Source organism: Streptomyces sp. CB02056, assembly GCF_001905545.1.
Classification (GTDB): Bacteria; Actinomycetota; Actinomycetes; order Streptomycetales; family Streptomycetaceae; genus Kitasatospora.
Genome location: NZ_LIPD01000003.1, coordinates 544,911 through 562,419, shown reverse-complemented (window position 1 = coordinate 562,419; position 17,509 = coordinate 544,911). Strand labels below are relative to the sequence as shown.

The following is a 17,509-nucleotide window of genomic DNA, read 5'->3' as shown; positions in this document are numbered from 1 at the left end:
CACGGCAGCCGCCGGCACCCCCCGAGAGGAGGGGCCGGCGGCCGGTGGGTGCCCGGTCAGCGCTTGGGGCGCCAGACGACGAGGGCGCTGGACTGCGGGGTGGGGGGCTGGTACGGGACGAGGTCGCGGCGGTAGGAGGCGTGGACGGCGGCCTCGCGCTGCTGGAGGGCGGTGGCGGCGCCTTCCAGGGAGTCGACCAGTTCCGTGACGCGGGACTGGAGGGCGGTGACCTGGTTCTCCAGCTCGATGATCCGCTTGATGCCCGCCAGGTTGATGCCCTCGTCCTGGGAGAGCCGCTGGACCTCGCGCAGCTGCTGGATGTCGCGTGCGGAGTAGCGGCGGCCGCGGCCGGCGGTGCGGTCGGGGCAGACCAGGCCGAGGCGGTCGTACTGGCGCAGGGTCTGCGGGTGCAGGCCGGACAGTTCGGCGGCCACGGAGATGACGTACACCGGGGTGTCCTCGGTGAGGACGTACGCCGGCGGGGCGGTGGCGGCGCGGCGGGTGCGGCGGGGGCCGGTGCCGGGCAGGCCTTCGCCGAGGCCGGGGCCGATCGGGGTGTCGGGGTCGATCGGGTTCATCGGGGACATCTGGTCGTCACGCTCCCTTCGCCGCCCGGAAGAGGGCGGCGCGCGGATCGTCGGAGGCGGTGGCCTCGCGGTACTGCTCGAGGGCGTTCAGCGCGTCGCCGGTGACGTGCTGCGGCACCACGACCTCGACGGTGACGAGGAGGTCGCCGCGGGTGCCGTCCTTGCGGGTGGCGCCCTTGCCGCGGGCGCGCATGGTGAGGCCGTTGGCGCTGCCCGGGGGCAGCTTGAGCTTCACGGCGGGGCCGTTCAGCGTGGGCACCTCGATGGTGGCGCCGAGCGTGGCCTCGGGGAAGGTGACCGGCACGGTGACGGTGAGGTTGTCGCCCTTGCGGCCGAAGACGGGGTGGGGGTCGACGTGCACGGTGACGTAGAGGTCGCCGGGCTGTCCGCCGCGCTCGCCCTGTGCGCCCTTGCCCTTGAGCCGGATGCGCTGGTCGGCCTGGACACCGGCCGGGATGCGGACCTGCATGGTGCGGGCCGAGCTGGCCCGGCCGCTGCCGTGGCAGTCGGTGCACGGGTCGTCGACGATCATGCCCCGGCCGCGGCAGTCCTTGCACGGCTCGGAGAGCGCGAAGGCGCCCTGGCCGCGGCTGACGGTGCCCGCGCCGACGCAGGTCGGGCAGACCCGCGGGGTGGTGCCGGTCTTGGCGCCGGTGCCGTTGCAGCTGCGGCAGGGGGCCTGGCTGGTCATCCGCAGCGGGACGGTCGCGCCGTCCACCGCCTCCTCGAAGGAGAGCGTCACCTCGGTCTCGACGTCGGCGCCGCGCCGGGGCTGGGCCTGCCGGGTGCCGCCGCGGTTGAAGAGGCCGCCGAAGACGTCGCCGATGCCGCCCCCGCTGCCGGCGCCGCCCTGGCTGCCGCTGAAGAGGTCGCCGAAGTCGAAGCTGTAGCTGCCGGTGCCGCCGGGGCCGCCGCCGGCCCGGAAGCCGCCGTTGGCGAAGAGGCTGCGGGCCTCGTCGTACTCCTTGCGGCGCTTCTCGTCGGAGAGGACGTCGTACGCCTCGGAGATGTCCTTGAACCGCTCCTCGGCCTTGGCGTCACCCTTGTTGGCGTCGGGGTGGAACTCGCGCGCGAGCTTGCGGTAGGTCTTCTTGATCTCGGTGGCGGTGGCGTCCTTGGGCACGCCGAGGACCTTGTAGTAGTCCTTCTCGACAAAGTCCTTGCCACTCATGGCGTACGCCACCTCCCGATGTCCATCGTCACTGAGCTGTCAACAGCGGCTGCGAGCACGACTGCTGACAGCGCGCTGCGGAGCCGGCCGCCGTACTGGCCGGCGTACGACTCCGCAGCGCACTGGTTGTCACCCGTCACAGGTTGTCAGCTGTCCGAGCCACCGTCGGACTTGTCCGCGTCGGCGGACTTGGCCTCGGCGTCCGTGGACGCCTGGCTGCCGGGCTGGGGCTCGGCGACCGCCACCATCGCCGGGCGGATGATCCGCTCGCCGATGCGGTAGCCGGGCTGGAGGACCTGGACACAGGTGTCCTCGGTGACGTCCGAGGAGTAGCTGTGCATCAGCGCCTCGTGCATGGTCGGGTCGAAGGGCTCGCCCTCCTTGCCGAACTGCTGCAGGCCCAGCTTGGCGACGACCGTCTCCAGCGACTCGGCGACGGACTTGAAGCCGCCGGTGACCTCGCCGTGCTCGCGGGCGCGGCCGATGTCGTCCAGGACCGGGATCAGCGACTCCAGGATGTTGGAGACGGCGATCTCGCGGACGGTCAGCCGGTCGCGCTCGACCCGCTTGCGGTAGTTCTGGTACTCGGCCTGGAGGCGCTGCAGGTCACCGGTGCGCTCGGCGAGCTCGCGCTTGGCGGCGGCGAGACCCTCCGAACCGGACTCCCCGCTGCCGGCCGCGGCGGCCTCCTCGGCAGCCTTGATCACGGCCTCTTCGGCGGCGGAGTCGTCGCCGGGCTTGCCGCCCTGCGGCTTGTCCGTCATGCCGCACCGCCCTTGGGCTTCTCGTCGTCCACGATCTCGGCGTCGACGACGTCGTCGTCCTTGGCCTGGGCGGAGTCACCGGAGGGGGCGGCACCGGCGGTGGCGTCGGCGTTGGCGTACAGCGCCTGGCCGAGCTTCTGCGCGGTGGTGGAGACCTTCTCCGAGGCCTCGCGGATCTTCGCGATGTCCTCGCCCTTCAGGGCCTCCTTGAGCTCGCCGATGGCGGTCTCGACCTCGGTCTTGACGTCGCCCGGCAGCTTGTCGGCGTTGTCGGCGATGAACTTCTCGGTCGAGTAGACGAGCTGCTCGGCGGAGTTGCGCGTCTCGACGGCCTCGCGGCGCTTGTGGTCGTCCTCGGCGTACTGCTCGGCCTCGCGGCGCATGCGGTCGACCTCGTCCTTCGGCAGCGAGGAGCCGCCGGTGACGGTCATCTTCTGCTCCTTGCCGGTGCCGAGGTCCTTGGCGCCGACGTGCATGATGCCGTTGGCGTCGATGTCGAAGGTGACCTCGATCTGCGGCAGGCCGCGCGGCGCCGGCGGCAGGCCGGTCAGCTCGAACATGCCGAGCTTCTTGTTGTACGCCGCGATCTCGCGCTCGCCCTGGTAGACCTGGATCTGCACGGACGGCTGGTTGTCCTCGGCCGTGGTGAAGATCTCGGAGCGCTTGGTCGGGATCGTGGTGTTGCGCTCGATCAGCTTGGTCATGATGCCGCCCTTGGTCTCGATGCCGAGGGACAGCGGGGTGACGTCGAGCAGCAGGACGTCCTTGACCTCGCCCTTCAGGACACCGGCCTGGAGCGCGGCGCCGATGGCGACGACCTCGTCCGGGTTGACGCCCTTGTTGGCGTCCTGGCCGCCGGTCAGCTCCTTGACGAGCTCGGCGACGGCCGGCATGCGGGTCGAGCCGCCGACGAGGACGACGTGGTCGATCTCGGACAGCGAGATGCCGGCGTCCTTGATGACGTTGTGGAACGGGACCTTGCAGCGCTCCAGCAGGTCCGCGGTCAGCTGCTGGAACTGGGCGCGGGTGAGCTTCTCGTCCAGGTGCAGCGGGCCCTCGGCGGAGGCCGTGATGTACGGCAGGTTGATCGAGGTCTCGGAGGACGAGGACAGCTCGATCTTGGCCTTCTCGGCGGCCTCGCGCAGACGCTGGAGGGCCATCTTGTCCTTGGACAGGTCGACGCCGTGGCCGCCCTGGAAGACCTTGACCAGGTGGTCGACGACGCGCTGGTCCCAGTCGTCGCCACCGAGGTGGTTGTCACCGTTGGTGGCCTTCACCTCGACGACCCCGTCGCCGATCTCCAGCAGGGAGACGTCGAAGGTGCCGCCGCCGAGGTCGAAGACCAGGATGGTCTGGTCGTCCTTGTCCAGGCCGTACGCCAGGGCGGCCGCGGTCGGCTCGTTGACGATGCGCAGGACGTTCAGGCCCGCGATCTCGCCGGCCTCCTTGGTGGCCTGGCGCTCCGAGTCGTTGAAGTACGCCGGGACGGTGATGACGGCGTCGGTGACCGTCTCGCCCAGGTACGCCTCGGCGTCCCGCTTCAGCTTCTGCAGCACGAAGGCCGAGATCTGCTGGGGGTTGAAGTCCTTGCCATCGATGTTGATCTTCCACCCGGTGCCCATGTGGCGCTTGACCGAGCGGATGGTGCGGTCGACGTTGGTGACCGCCTGGCGCTTGGCCACCTCGCCGACGAGGACCTCGCCGTTCTTGGCGAAGGCGACGACGGACGGCGTGGTCCGAGCGCCCTCGGCGTTCGTGATGACGGTGGGCTCGCCACCCTCCAGAACGCTGACGACCGAGTTCGTCGTACCGAGGTCGATGCCGACCGCGCGTGCCATCGTAGATACCTCCACGGAAGAGTTGAGCTTTACAGGCTCAAGGATGCACGACCCGGTGGACGGAGTCAACAGCTATGAGCGCTGCTCGCTCAACTTTGCTGAGCGATGGGGCGGAGTGGGCGCGCCACGCCGGGGCGGGGGTGCGGCCACGTGACTGCCGCCATAGCTTGGGAATCTTCTGGACAACGGTCGGTCACCGGTAATGTCCGGGCCGTCGGCCCGGCAAGTTACCGACCAGTACACTCAGTTCCCAAGACCGTGTAACGCAGAGCCTGCTCAACCGCAAAGCCGCAGGAGACGGAGAGCCGATGCAGCTAGCAGCGATCGTCATCTCGCTGGTCACATTCGTGATCGGCACCGCGCTCGCCGCCCGTGCGGCGCTGTACATCTACAAGGTGGTCCGCACCGGTGCGCCGGACTCCACCCGCTTCGGGCAGCCCGCCCAGCGGGTGAAGACCGTCGCGACCGAGTTCGTCGGCCACACCAGGATGAACCGCTGGGGGATCGTCGGCATCGCCCACTGGTTCGTGGCGGTCGGCTTCTTCAGCCTGGTGCTGACCATCGTCAACGCCTTCGGCCAGCTCTTCGACGCCGACTTCGCGCTGCCGATCATCGGCCACTGGATGATCTGGCAGCTCTTCGTCGAGCTGGTCGGCACCCTGACCACGCTGGGCATCGCCGTCCTGATCGTGATCCGGCTGATGAGCCTGCCGTCCCGGTCCGGCCGCAAGTCCCGGTTCGCCGGCTCGATCGCCTGGCAGGCCTTCTACGTCGAGTACACGATCCTCGGCATCGGCCTGTGCATCCTGATGCTGCGCGGCCTGGAGGGCGCCCTCAACGGCGTCGACTCGTACGGGCCGGAGCACCTGGTCTCGTACCCGCTGGTCTCCGCGCTGGGCGGCCTGTCGCACGGCACGCTGGAGAACCTGATCTACCTGTTCGCGATGCTGAAGATCTGCATCTCGTTCGCGTGGGCGACCACCATCGGCCTCAACCCCTCGATGGGCGTGGCCTGGCACCGCTTCCTCGGCTTCTTCAACATCTACTTCAAGCGCGAGGAGGACGGCGGCACCGCGCTCGGTGCCCTCCGTCCGATGACCTCGGGCGGCCGGCCGATCGACTTCGAGGACCCGGCCGAGGACGCCGTCTTCGGCGTCTCCCAGGTCGAGCACTTCTCCTGGAAGGGCATCCTCGACTTCTCCACCTGCACCGAGTGCGGCCGCTGCCAGTCGCAGTGCCCGGCCTGGAACACCGGCAAGCCGCTCTCGCCGAAGCTGCTGATCATGAGCCTGCGCGAGCACGCCTACGGCAAGGCGCCGTACCTGCTGGCCGGTGGCGGCAAGGACATGGAGGGCGAGGAGCGGGCCACCTCCGAGCAGCTCAAGGACGTCCCGGCGGCCGCCCTGGCCGAGGCCGAGCGCCCGCTGATCGGCACCGCCGAAGAGAACGGCGTCATCGACCCGGACGTGCTGTGGTCCTGCACCACCTGCGGCGCCTGCGTCGAGCAGTGCCCGGTGGACATCGAGCACATCGACCACATCGTCGACATGCGCCGCTACCAGGTGATGATCGAGTCCTCGTTCCCGACCGAGGCCGGGACGATGCTCAAGAACCTGGAGAACAAGGGCAACCCGTGGGGCATGGCCACCAAGGCCCGCCTGGACTGGGTCAAGGAGCTCAAGAAGGAGACCGGCATCGAGGTGCCGGTGATCGGCGAGGACATCGACCCCGCCGAGGTCGAGTACCTCTACTGGGTCGGCTGCGCCGGGGCCCTGGAGGACCGCGCCAAGAAGACCACCAAGGCCTTCGCCGAGCTGCTGCACACCGCGGGCGTGAAGTTCGCGATCCTCGGCAAGGAGGAGTCCTGCACCGGTGACTCCGCCCGCCGCCTGGGCAACGAGTTCCTGTTCCAGATGCTCGGCGCGCAGAACGTGGAGACGCTGAACGCGGCCCTGGAGGACGCCCCGGTCAAGCGGATCGTGGCCACCTGCCCGCACTGCTTCAACACCATCGCCAACGAGTACCCGCAGCTGGGCGGCCACTTCGAGGTCATCCACCACACCCAGCTGCTGCAGCACCTCATCGACGAGGGCAAGCTGATCCCGGTCAACCCGGTCGAGGGCCTGATCACCTACCACGACCCCTGCTACCTGGGCCGCCACAACAAGGTCTACAGCCCGCCGCGCGAGATCATGGACAAGGTCCCCGGTCTGCGCCAGCAGGAGATGCACCGGCACAAGGAGCGCGGCTTCTGCTGCGGCGCCGGCGGTGCCCGGATGTGGATGGAGGAGCGCATCGGCAAGCGGATCAACACCGAGCGCGTGGACGAGGCGCTGTCGCTCAACCCGGACATCGTCTCCACCGCCTGCCCGTTCTGCCTGGTGATGCTCTCCGACTCGGTCAACGGCAAGAAGAACGAGGGCGCGGCCAAGGAGCACCTGAAGGTGGTCGACGTGGCCCAGCTACTGCTCGACTCGGTGAAGGCCCTCCCGCCGACCGGGGACGAGGAGCAGCCCGCGACGGTGGGCGCCTGACCGGCGCCGACGAGCCCGCTGTTCGACAGTTCTGCTACAACTGCCCGGCCCGGTGGACGCCGCGAACGCGCCCGCCGGGCCGGGCTTTCGGTCGCTCCGGACGGCCCGCCCCGGTACGGCGGGCGTACGGGGGGTGACGGCAATCGCACAGGCGCCGGACGGGCATTCGGTCGGAAGCAAATACAGTAGGCCCGGACCGGCTTCGTGCCGGTCGACCCGTTCCGGACGGAAGCCCCGGGCGGGTGGCGACCCGCGCCGGCCGCACGGCCGGGTCCAGACCGACGACGAGGTGTCGGCCCGCCGGGCCGGGCCGCAGAGACCACAAGGGGAACAGCGCAGACCATGACCGAGGCGATCATGCTGGTCGGTGGTAAGGGCACGCGACTGCGTCCGCTGACCACCCACACCCCCAAGCCGATGCTGCCGGTGGCAGGCGTCCCGTTCATCGCGCACCAGTTGGCCCGCGCGGCCGCCGCCGGCGTCACCCGCGTCGTGCTGGCCACCTCGTACCTGGCCGAGGTGTTCGAGGACCACTTCCAGGACGGCACCCCGTACGGCATCGAGCTCGTCTACCTGACCGAGCGCGAGCCGCTGGGCACCGGCGGGGCGATCCGCAACGCCGCCTCCGGCCTGACCTGCGGCCCGGACGAACCGGTCCTGGTCTTCAACGGCGACATCCTCTCCGGCGTCGACATCGCCGCCCTGCGCGACGGCCACGTGGCCGCCGGGGCCGATGTCACCCTGCACCTGACCCGGGTCGAGGACCCGCGGGCCTTCGGCCTCGTCCCGACCGACGAGGACGGGCGGGTGCTGGAGTTCCTGGAGAAGCCGGAGACCCCGGAGCAGATCGTCACCGACCAGATCAACGCCGGCTGCTACGTCTTCACCCGGTCCGTGATCGACCGCATCCCGACCGGCCGCGAGGTGTCCGTCGAGCGCGAGACCTTCCCCGAACTGCTGGCCACCGGCGCGCTGCTGCGCGGTGTCGTCGACACCTCGTACTGGCTGGACCTGGGTACCCCGGCGGCCTTCGTCCGCGGCTCGGCGGACCTGGTGCTCGGCAAGGTCGACTCCCCGGCCGTCCCCGGCCCGACCGGCGACGCCCTGCTGCTGCCCGGCGCCACCGTCCACCCGGGCGCGGTGCTCAGCGGCGGCACCGTGGTCGCCGAGGACGCGGTGGTCGAGGCCGGCGCGATCGTCGAGGGCAGCGTGATCCTGCCCGGCGCGGTGATCGGCCCGGACACCCTGGTCAAGGACTCGATCGTGGGCGCCTTCGCCACCGTCGGCGCCCGCTCGGCGCTGGACGGCGCGGTGATCGGCGACGGCGCGATCGTGGAGTCGGACAACGAGCTGCCGAACGGCATCCGGATCGCCTGCGGCACCCTGCTGCCGGTCGGCGCCGTCCGCACCTCGGCCGGCCCGGGCGGCTGCCCGGCCGGCACCAGCGCGGCCGCGGCGGTGCACGGGCCGTCGGTCGGCGCACAGCGGTAGCCACCCCGCGCCCCGCGGGTTTTCGGCCCCGTTCGTCTCAGCCTCGCTGCAAACCGGCCCCGGCTTCGTCCGGGGCCGCCGCGGGCCGGGCCGGACGGGTACCTTCGGACCGTGGCTGGTAATCGATACGACAACGGTCAGGGCGCGGACCGTCCGCGCGGCGGGTGGTCGGCCCCTCCGCCGCCGTCCGCGCCCGGGGGGCACGGGGGGACGGACGGGCCGGAGTACTTCACGGCCCCGCACGCGGCGACGCCCGGCGGGCCCGGCGGCGCGCCCGGCGGTCCGGGCACGCCCGGTGGTCCCGGCACGCCCGGCGGTCCCGGGCAGACGGCGGGGGACGGGTACGACCCGTACGCGGCGGACCGGCCCGGCAGCACCCGGGCCTTCCCCGTCGGCGACCCGTACGCGGCCGGCGGTCCGTACCAGGGACAGCCGCCGTACCAGGGGCACCCCGGCCAGGAGCACGGCTACTACGACGACGGCCACGGGCAGCAGCCGCCCTACGGCCCCGAGCAGGGCTACGGCCCCGACCAGGGCTACGGCGCCGAGCAGGGCTACGACCAGCAGCCGTACGGCCAGGACAACGTCGCCGTCTACCGGGCCGGCGGCCAGTCCGCCCCGCACGTCGCCGGGCCCCGACCGCACTGGCGCGAACTGTTCACCGGCCTGTTCCGCAGCCCGACCGCGGTCTTCGACCGCACCCGCGACCACCAGGTCTGGCTGCCCGCGCTCACCGTCTCGCTGCTGTACGGCGCGCTCGCGGTGCTCGGCATCGGGCTCACCCACGACGACATCGTCAACTCGACCTTCACCGTGGCGCTGACCGGCATCCTCGCCGCCGCCATCGGCTTCACCGTGGCCGGCGCGCTCTTCGGCGGGGTCACCTACGCGATGGCCCGCCAGCTGGGCGGCGACGGCCCGTGGAAGGCGACCGTCGGCCTGGCCGCGCTGATCGGCTGGCTCACCGACGCGCCCCGGCTGCTGCTCGACCTGGTGCTGCCCTCCGGCAGCGCCGTCGTCCAGGTCGTCGGCTGGGCCACCTGGATGCTCTGCGCGTACCTGCTGACCAGCATGGTCCGGCGGCTGCACGACCTGCCCTGGGGCAAGGCCGCAGCCGCCTCGGCGATACAGCTGGTGGCGCTGCTGGTGCTGATCAAGCTGCCGACGCTGGGCTGAGCCGCACCGGGCGGAGCGACGCCGGGCCGAGGGCTCCGACGGGCGAAGGGCAGAATGGGGGCGGGTCGCGGCCGAGTGCCGGGCCCGCCCCACCCTCGTCGTCCCACCTTCACCGGAGCCAGGAATGACCCTCCCCACCACCCACGTCAGCTTCCCGGCCGGGGCGGTGACCGGCGAGTCCCCGGTGCTCGCGGTGCACCCGCTGGCCGACGGCCGGTACGCCGTCGTCACCGCGGCGACCCCGTTCCACCCGCTCGACCACACCTGGCCCGACCAGCCGGCCGACCTCGGCACCCTGACCGTCGACGGCACCGAGCTGGCCGTGGTCGACTGCCTGACCGGCGCCGTCGGCCCGGAGGGCGGGGAGCCGCTGGTCGGCGCCGACATCCCGGTCCGGCGCGGTGACGAGGAGTGGTCCTGGCTGGTCCTGCACGTCGTCGACGGCGACCCGGGGGACCTCGTCGGCCGCACCGCCGCGCTCGCCGTCGACGCCGACCGCCGGGGCGCCCTCAGCGCCTCGCACAGCGGCTGCCACCTGCTCGCCCTCGCCCTGAACGCCGCGCTCGCCCCGCGCTGGCGCAAGGACCCGGGCCGCTCGGACGCCTTCGGCCACCCGGACTTCGACAGCCTCGCCATGGCGAGCTCGGTGATGGACACCGCGGCCAGCACCGACACCTACCGGCTCGGCAAGTCGCTGAAGAAGAAGGGCTTCACGGTGGACGCCACCGAGGAGTTCCCGGCCCTCGCCGATGCCCTGCCGGCCCTCACCGAGGCCGTCAACGCCCGGCTGGCCGCCTGGGTCGCCGCCGACGCCCCGGTCCGCATCGAGGTGCCCGGCCCCGAGCTCACCGCCCGCCGCCAGTGGCACTGCGAGCTGCCCGAGGGCGGCGCGCAGATCTTCTGCGGCGGCACCCACCTGCACCACCTCGGCGAGCTGGCCGAGCTGCGCACCGAGCTGCGGCTGTCCGAGGACGGCACCGAGCTGGTCGCCGTCACCAGCCCGAAGCGGGCCTGAGAAACGCCGCGGGCGGCCTGATCCCTCGGGTGAGGGGTCAGGCCGCCCGTCGTGCGTGCGCTCCGTGGGACCCGCGGGTCCTGTGCTCAGACGTCGCTGCGGTGGAAGTTCAGGTACGAGCGGGACGGCGTCGGGCCGCGCTGGCCCTGGTAGCGCGAGCCGTAGCGCTCCGAGCCGTACGGGTGCTCCGAGGGCGAGGAGAGCCGGAACAGGCACAGCTGCCCGATCTTCATGCCCGGGTAGAGCTTGATCGGCAGCGTCGCGACGTTCGACAGCTCCAGGGTCACGTGGCCGCTGAAACCGGGGTCGATGAAGCCGGCCGTGGAGTGGGTGAGCAGGCCCAGCCGGCCCAGGCTCGACTTGCCCTCCAGCCGGGACGCGACGTCGTCGGGCAGCGTGATGACCTCGTACGTCGAGGCCAGCACGAACTCGCCGGGGTGCAGGATGAACGCCTCGTCGCCCTCCGGCTCGACCAGCCGGGTCAGGTCCGGCTGCTCCTCGGAGGGGTCGATGTGCGGGTACTTGTGGTTCTCGAACACGCGGAAGAAGCGGTCGAGGCGCACGTCGATACTCGACGGCTGGATCATCGCCGGGTCGAACGGGTCGACGACGACCCGACCCAGGTCGATTTCGGTCCGGATGTCCTTGTCAGAGAGCAGCACGCTTCGAGGTTACGTGCACGACAGGGCCCCGGACGAATCCGCCCGGGGCCCGTTCCGTCCCTCCGCGACCGTCAGGCCAGGAACTCCGCGGCCTCCAACCGCATCGCCCGCGCCAGTTGCGGCTCCGACAGCTCCCGCACGTCGGCCAGCACCGAACTCCGCATCCGTCCGCACTGCGGGCAGCGGATCAACCGTCCGGGCCCGAGCCGGCCAGGACCGAGGTTCTGCATCGGGAACGTGGTGGTGCTGAACAGGTGCCCCTCGGCACAACGAACGACGGCGCGCTGCTCCATCGATCCCCTTCCCATCCCTAACCCAGTACTCACCCGTACCTGCTCGCCCCGACGGCCGAGCCCCGGGACAGCGTCACATTAGGGGATGTTCCGGACATTCCTCACCATGGCTCGCCGCCTCGGCCCCCACCCACCGGAGCACTCGCGCGCGGCCCACACAGTACGCCTCCACACCCGCCCCACCCGGCTCCGCCACGTCCACCGACCCCCTGTGCAACCACCGGTGCGAATGGGGTACAGTGACACTGGATCGAGCGGTCTCTGACGGCTCATCGGGCGGGCGTAGTTTAATGGTAGAACATGAGCTTCCCAAGCTTAGAGCGCGAGTTCGATTCTCGTCGCCCGCTCCAGCAGTAAAGCCCCAGGCCAGTGGCCTGGGGCTTTCGCGTTGTCCGGGGCCGGTCGGGGCGGTCAGTGGGGGAGGGTCCAGGCGGGGGTCCAGGTGCCGGGGGTGCCGGGGGTGGGGGCGGTGGTGGCGAGGTGGGCCCGGAGGGCGGGGAGGGCCGGGTGGGGGTTGTCGCGGTGCCAGAGGAGCGAGTGGGGGTAGACGGGCGTCGGGTCGGTCACCGGGATGCGGCGCAGGCCGTGGGCGGCGGGCCAGACGAGGCGGGTCCGCTCGCTCATGAAGGTGGCGAGGGCCGGGGTGTCGGCGATGGTGTCGAGGAGGGCGTCGGAGCCGAAGTTGGGGCCGGTGGCCTCGATGGTGAGGCCGAACTCGGCGACGAGGTCGGCGTAGTAGGCGCCCCACTCGGTGCCGGGGACGATGCCGGGCATCCAGATCCGGTGGCCGGCCAGGTCGGCGACGGTCAGCGTCCGGGCGCCCGCCAGGGCGTGGGCGGGGCCGGTGAGGAGGTGGAGCGGTTCGTCGAGCACCCGGACGGATGCGATGTCCTCGGGGAGCGGCCGGCCGGGCATGGCGACGGCGCGGAAGGTGGCGTCGATCGTGCCGGAGCGGACGGCGGCGACGGCGGTCTCGATGTCGTGCAGCATCAGCACGTCGAGGTCGATGTCCGGGTGGGCGCGGTGGAAGTCGCGCATCAGGCCCGAGACGGCTCCGCGCGAGTTGAGCACGTCGACGCGCAGCGGGCGGCGGCCGGCCCGTACGGACGCGACCGCGCGTTCGGCGGCGCGCAGCAGTTCGCGGGCGTGGGGCAGGAACGCCTGTCCGTCGATGGTGAGTTCGGCGCCGCGCGGGGTGCGGGTGAACAGTCGCACGCCGAGGTCGCGCTCCAGTGCGGCGACGCGTTTGGAGACGGCCTGCTGGGTGATCGACAGGTCGACGGCGGCCTTCTGGAACTGGCCGGCTTCCGCGATGGCGGCGAAGGTGCGCACTGCTTCGAGGTCCACGCCGATCCACTGTAGAGAACAACCTGTGGTTGTGCGGGGTGGGCGAAACGGTTGTTTGACCGGCCGCTGTGCCTCCCGGTTGGCTCTCACCGGTCAACTCCGGTTTGTCCGGTCGGGGTCGGGACGTCGAGGGGAGCGCACCGCGCATGACGGGTGGGAAACGGCTGGGCCAGCGGTTCGGCTGGCTGTGGGCGGCGTACGCGGTGAGCGCGTACGGGTCCGGGCTGGGGTTCGGGGCGCTGCCGCTGATCGCCGTGCTGGTGCTGCGCGCCGGACCGGCCGAGGTGTCCGCGCTGTCCGCGGTGGGGCCGGCGGTGGGCGCGCTGATCGCGGTGCCGCTCGCGCCGTGGGTGGAGTTCCGGCGCAAGCGTCCGGTGATGATCGCGATGGACCTGGTCCGGTTCGCGGCCATGGCGTCGATCCCGGTCGCGTACGCCCTGGGAGGGCTGGGCTTCGTCCAGCTGCTGGTGGTCTCGATCGTGGTCGCCGCGGCCAGGATCGCGTTCGGCGCGGCCAGCGGCGCCTACCTCAAGGCCCTCGTCCGGCCGGACGACCTGCTGGTGGCCAACGCGCGGTTCGAGTCCACGAACTGGAGCTCCATCGCGATCGGTCCGCCGCTGGGCGGGGCGGCGGTCGGCCGGTTCGGGCCGGTCACCACCGTGGTGGCCGACGCGCTCAGCTACCTGCTCTCCGCGCTGGGCATCACCGCGATCCGCGGCCGGGAGGAGGCGCCGCGGCGGACCGGCGGGAACCCGGTCCGGGCGGGCGCGGTGCTCGACGGCTGGCGGCACATCCTGGGCGACCCCGGTCTGCGGGCGCTCTACCTCAACAACATGCTCGTCGCCGGTCTGATCATGGCCACCGAGCCGGTGCTCGCCGTCCTCCTGCTCCGCCAACTCCACTTCGCCCCATGGCAGTACGGCCTGGCCTTCGCCGCCCCCTGCCTCGGCGGGCTGATCGGCTCCCGGCTGGCCCGGCGGGTCGTGGCACGCCACGGCCGGGACCGGGTGTTCCGGACCGTCGGCACCCTGCGCGCCGTCTGGCTGATCGGCCTGGCCTTCGTCCGCCCCGGCGTGGTCGGCCTGGTCACCGTGATGGCCGTCGAGCTGGCGATCATCGTCAACATGAGCCTGTTCAACCCGGTGCTCGCCACCTACCGGCTCGAACGCACGCCCAAGCACCTGGTCGCCCGCACGCTGTCGGCCTGGTCGATCGGCCAGCAGGCGTCCATCGCCGTCTGCACCGCGCTCGGCGGGCTGCTCGCGGCCGCCACCGGACCGCGCACCGCCCTCGCGGTCGCGGGACTGCTCATCCTCGCCACGCCGCTCCTGCTGCCCCGGGCCGACGCGTCGGCGGCCGTACCGCCGGTGGCCGCACCGCTGTGAGCGGGTACGGCCGTGAGCGGTACGGCCACCGGCGGCGGGGGTGGGATCAGCGGCGGGCGGCGAGGTCCTCCAGGGTGGGGACCAGGGCGGCCGGGGTGGGCAGGGCGGCGTTGTCGGCCCGGAGGCGGTGGGCGGCGTCGCGCAGCGCGGCGTCGGTGAGGACACGGGTGAGCAGCGGGGTGTCGACGGCCTCGGAGGTGGAGCTCAGGGCGGCACCGGTGGCGGTGATGGCGTCGGCGTTGAGGAAGTGGTCCGCGCCCTGGGGGAGCAGCAGCTGGGGCAGGCCGGCCTGGAGGGCGGTCAGCATGGTGCCCGAACCGCCGTGGTGGATCAGCGCGTCGGCGCGGCCGAGCAGCTCGTTGAGCGGGACCCAGGGCAGGCCGCGGACGTTGGCGGGCAGGGTGCCGAGCGGGGCGAGGTCGGCGTTGCCGACCGCGAGCAGGAAGTCGGCGTCGACCTCGGCCGCCGCCTCGACCAGGCGGACCACCGCGCGGACGCCGTCGATCTCGGCGAGCACGGTGCCCAGGGTGACGACCGCCCGCGGGCGCTCGGGCTTGCGGAGGAACTCGCCCGGGACGATGCCGCCGCCGTTGTACGGGACGTAGCGCATCGGCAGGCCGTCCGGGTCGCCGCCGAGCGGGCCGAGGTTGAGCACCGCGGTGACGCCCGGAGCGGTCAGGCCGCGCTCCTCGTACAGGTCGGAGACATGCGAGGCCACCAGGTCGGCCATCGGGCGGCCGGGGCTGGCACCGAAGTTCTGCACCACCGACGGGATCTTGAGCTGGGCGGCGACCAGCGGGCCGGCGGCGGCGAAGGAGTCGTGGACGATCAGGTCGGCGCCCCAGTCGGTGGCGACCGCGAGCAGGCCGTCCACGTCGGGGCGGGAGGCGTGCGCGAACATCGCGGCCGCCATGTCGAGGATCTCTTCCTGGGTCTTGTCCCGGTTGACGTACTGGACCTTGCCGCCGAGAGCCTCCTCGATGATCTCCCGCAGGCCCCGGCCGTCGCCGACCTGGGCGACGGGGAAGCCCGCGGAGCGGATCAGCTCGACGGGCTGCCCGGTGGCGAACAGGACCTCGTGCCCGACGGCGCGCAGCGCCTGGGCGGTGGGCACCATCGGGTAGAGGTGACCGGCCGCGGCGGGGCCGGTGAAGAGTATGCGCATGGTGGTCTCCTTGCGAATGTTGCTGACAAGGCAGTCTCACCTTTGAAGTTGACGTTCAGTCAATTCGATAAGGATCACCATGCGCGGTAATCGGCCTTTCTGGAGCAGGGCTTGCCTCTCGGGCAACGGTGTGCTCCACGCGCCGGTCGCCCGGGCCGTGCGCGCCCGCCGGACGGGCCGCCCGCGCGCCGCCGTTCGCTCCCTCCCGGCGGTCGGCGGTCGGCGGTCGGTGGTCGGCGGTCGGCGGTCGGCGTTCAGCGGGTGGTCGTGCGGCGGGCGGTCATGCGGCGACGAGGAAGTCCCGGACGGCACCCGTGAACGCCCCGGTCTGCTCGGCGAGCACGATGTGGCCGGTGTCGAACTCGGCGTAGGCGCTGCCGGGCAGGGCGGCGTGCAGCCGGCGGGCGTTCTCCACCGGGACGGTGGCGTCCTGGCGGCAGCCGATCACCAGGGCGGGGGCCTGGACGCGCGGGAGCAGCGGGCCGAGGTCCAGGCCGAGGTTGAGGGCGATGTGCCGCAGGGTGCCCGGGGTCGGCCGCATGTAGGCGGTGTTGGCCTGGACGGCGGCGCGCCCGATCCGGTCGAGGAAGCCGGGGCTGAAGGCGGTGAGGGTGGCGTAGCCGCCGAACGCGGCGGGGTGGTCGGCGAGGGAGAGCCAGGTGGCCATGGAGAGCCGCAGGTACTCGTCCTGTTCCGCGCTGATCCAGCCGGCGGCGGCGACCAGGCGGCGGACCCGCCCGGGGTGCAGGGCGGCGGTCGCGGTGGCGACGACGGCGCCGAGGGAGAAGCCGAGGACGTCGGCGGGGCCGCGGCCGGCGTCCTCGATCACGGCGGCGACCTGGGCGGCCAGGGTCTCCAGGGCGAGCGGACCGCCGTCGTCCTCGGCGGCCGCGCTGCCGGAGAGGTCGGGCAGCAGCACGGTCCAGCGGTCGGTGAAGGAGTCCAGCAGGCCGTCCCACATGGCGGAGCCGGGGCCGGTGCCGTGCACCAGGACGAGGGTGTCGGGGCCGTCGCCGACGACGCGGTAGGGGATGCGGGCGGTGCCGACGGTGATGACGGGCATGGCGGGTCCTCTCGATGGCTGGGTCGGACGGCAGGTCAGAAGGCCTGCCGGGTGCGGCCGGTGGGCCGGTCCGGCCCGGCCGGTCGGCCCGGGAAGTAAACTACACAGTGCAGATCAGTGATTCAACTGCACCGTGCAGTGCATTTTGAAGGTGTGGGAACGGTGAGGGACGGAACCGGGAGGGGAACTGCCCGTACCCGCCCGCCGTCCAAGCAGTGACGGAATGCCGGCCCGGGTTGAACACCGGGGGAGTGCGGAGGGCCCTGTGCAGTCAGGTGGTGCCGAACTGAACGTCGGATGCCCGGGCGGAGGCGGCCCCGGCCGCCCCGGCGGTGCGCGGGTCGCGCCGGTCCGGCGGTCGGAGTCCGAGCCGGGGGCGGAGTCGGGGCCGGAGGTGACGATCGACCAACTCGACGCCACCGAACGCTGCGAGACGCTGCTCCAGGACACCCTGGACGCCGTCCGTCCGGCGCCGGTCTGGCAGGGGGCGCCCGCGCGGGCGGGGGCGCGGCTGCCGCTGCCGGGGCGCGAGTCGGAGCTGCTCTGGTACGTCACCCGGGGCCGGGACCTCCTCACCGTCGTCTCGCTGTCCCGGCGGGCGGCGCTGGCGGACGTGGTGGAGCGGCACTGGCGGCGGCGCGGCTGGACCATCACCTCGCTGAACGCCGGCCGGGACCGCCCTGGCGTCGCCGCGGCCACGCCGGACGGCTACCGGCTGGAGCTGCGCTTCGGCGAGTCGGGCGAGGCCGGGCTGACGGCGAGCTCGCCCGGAGTGGCCCGCTCGGAGCGGGGCCCGGTGCTGTCCGGGAGCGTCGACCGCTGTGCGCCGCCGCTGCCGTACGTCCGCTGCCCGTACTGGAGCGCGCTGGTCTAGCCGGGGGTACTGGCCGGCCGAGGGCGCTGGTCTAGCCAGGGGCGCTGGGGACCGGGGGAGGCGTGGAGCGAGTCCCCCCGGACTCGCTCCACGCCGCCTCGTCGCGCGGCTTCGGCGTTGCCGCTCCCCCCGACACCCCGGCAA

Annotated in this window: 14 protein-coding genes, 1 tRNA gene and 1 pseudogene; 7 read left to right on the top strand and 9 right to left on the bottom strand. The window is 72.4% G+C overall.

What is annotated here, in order from left to right:
• Nucleotides 1-56 precede the first annotated feature (56 nt).
• The 4 genes from AMK13_RS09875 to dnaK form a co-directional block, all read right to left on the bottom strand.
• The gene (locus AMK13_RS09875; protein WP_274538676.1) at nt 57-587 is read right to left on the bottom strand and encodes a heat shock protein transcriptional repressor HspR; all 531 of its coding nucleotides are present in this window, start codon (nt 585-587) and stop codon (nt 57-59) included.
• Nucleotides 588-594: 7 nt separating this feature from the next.
• Entirely contained in the window at nt 595-1,758 is a 1,164-nt protein-coding gene (gene dnaJ / locus AMK13_RS09870; protein ID WP_049650429.1) for a molecular chaperone DnaJ, read from the bottom strand.
• Between the two features lie 146 nt (nt 1,759-1,904).
• Complete coding sequence (grpE, locus tag AMK13_RS09865; RefSeq protein WP_049650422.1) at nt 1,905-2,522, bottom strand: nucleotide exchange factor GrpE; 618 nt, start codon at nt 2,520-2,522, stop codon at nt 1,905-1,907.
• Nucleotides 2,519-4,360, bottom strand: a complete 1,842-nt coding sequence (gene dnaK / locus AMK13_RS09860) for a molecular chaperone DnaK (RefSeq protein WP_074001854.1) — start codon at nt 4,358-4,360, stop codon at nt 2,519-2,521. The genes grpE and dnaK overlap by 4 nt, the downstream gene beginning before the upstream one ends.
• A 308-nt stretch (nt 4,361-4,668) precedes the next feature.
• On the opposite strand from dnaK, the gene AMK13_RS09855 reads away from it, so the two are divergent.
• From AMK13_RS09855 to AMK13_RS09840, 4 genes and pseudogenes are all read left to right on the top strand, one after another.
• A complete protein-coding gene (locus AMK13_RS09855; RefSeq protein WP_074001853.1) occupies nt 4,669-6,894 on the top strand; it encodes a (Fe-S)-binding protein in 2,226 nt (741 codons plus the stop codon).
• Between the two features lie 342 nt (nt 6,895-7,236).
• A pseudogene (locus tag AMK13_RS09850) lies at nt 7,237-8,310 on the top strand (sugar phosphate nucleotidyltransferase); the annotation flags it as partial.
• A 186-nt stretch (nt 8,311-8,496) separates the two neighbouring features.
• Nucleotides 8,497-9,561: a Yip1 family protein gene (locus AMK13_RS09845; RefSeq protein ID WP_074001852.1), complete on the top strand. Its 1,065-nt coding sequence runs from the start codon at nt 8,497-8,499 to the stop codon at nt 9,559-9,561.
• 124 nt (nt 9,562-9,685) lie between these two features.
• Nucleotides 9,686-10,576 (top strand): metal-dependent hydrolase, encoded by an 891-nt coding sequence (locus AMK13_RS09840; protein ID WP_074001851.1) that lies wholly within the window; start codon nt 9,686-9,688, stop codon nt 10,574-10,576.
• An 86-nt stretch (nt 10,577-10,662) separates the two neighbouring features.
• Here AMK13_RS09840 and dcd read toward each other — a convergent pair whose 3' ends face one another.
• Together dcd and AMK13_RS09830 are read right to left on the bottom strand one after the other, a co-directional pair.
• A complete protein-coding gene (gene dcd, locus AMK13_RS09835) occupies nt 10,663-11,238 on the bottom strand; it encodes a dCTP deaminase (protein WP_049651628.1) in 576 nt (191 codons plus the stop codon).
• Between the two features lie 71 nt (nt 11,239-11,309).
• A complete protein-coding gene (locus tag AMK13_RS09830; RefSeq protein WP_074001850.1) occupies nt 11,310-11,531 on the bottom strand; it encodes a hypothetical protein in 222 nt (73 codons plus the stop codon).
• A 276-nt stretch (nt 11,532-11,807) separates the two neighbouring features.
• Between AMK13_RS09830 and AMK13_RS09825 the strand changes: the two genes are divergently transcribed.
• Nucleotides 11,808-11,881: transfer RNA gene (locus AMK13_RS09825), tRNA-Gly, on the top strand.
• Between the two features lie 61 nt (nt 11,882-11,942).
• On the opposite strand, the gene AMK13_RS09820 is transcribed toward AMK13_RS09825, so the two are convergent.
• On the bottom strand, nt 11,943-12,878 hold the full coding sequence (locus AMK13_RS09820) for a LysR family transcriptional regulator (RefSeq protein WP_074001849.1): 936 nt from the start codon (nt 12,876-12,878) through the stop codon (nt 11,943-11,945).
• A gap of 146 nt (nt 12,879-13,024) precedes the next feature.
• On the opposite strand from AMK13_RS09820, the gene AMK13_RS09815 reads away from it, so the two are divergent.
• Complete coding sequence (locus tag AMK13_RS09815) at nt 13,025-14,263, top strand: MFS transporter (RefSeq protein WP_074001848.1); 1,239 nt, start codon at nt 13,025-13,027, stop codon at nt 14,261-14,263.
• Nucleotides 14,264-14,309: 46 nt separating this feature from the next.
• Here the strand turns inward: AMK13_RS09815 and AMK13_RS09810 are convergent, their stop codons facing one another.
• Both AMK13_RS09810 and AMK13_RS09805 read right to left on the bottom strand, forming a co-directional pair.
• Nucleotides 14,310-15,428 carry a nucleotide disphospho-sugar-binding domain-containing protein gene (locus AMK13_RS09810; protein WP_074001847.1) on the bottom strand — a complete coding sequence of 373 codons (1,119 nt, stop codon included), beginning with the start codon at nt 15,426-15,428 and terminating at the stop codon, nt 14,310-14,312.
• A 280-nt stretch (nt 15,429-15,708) separates the two neighbouring features.
• Nucleotides 15,709-16,491 carry an alpha/beta fold hydrolase gene (locus AMK13_RS09805; RefSeq protein WP_074001846.1) on the bottom strand — a complete coding sequence of 261 codons (783 nt, stop codon included), beginning with the start codon at nt 16,489-16,491 and terminating at the stop codon, nt 15,709-15,711.
• Between the two features lie 394 nt (nt 16,492-16,885).
• Between AMK13_RS09805 and AMK13_RS09800 the strand changes: the two genes are divergently transcribed.
• Nucleotides 16,886-17,365: a hypothetical protein gene (locus tag AMK13_RS09800; RefSeq protein WP_074001845.1), complete on the top strand. Its 480-nt coding sequence runs from the start codon at nt 16,886-16,888 to the stop codon at nt 17,363-17,365.
• Nucleotides 17,366-17,509: the final 144 nt, after the last annotated feature.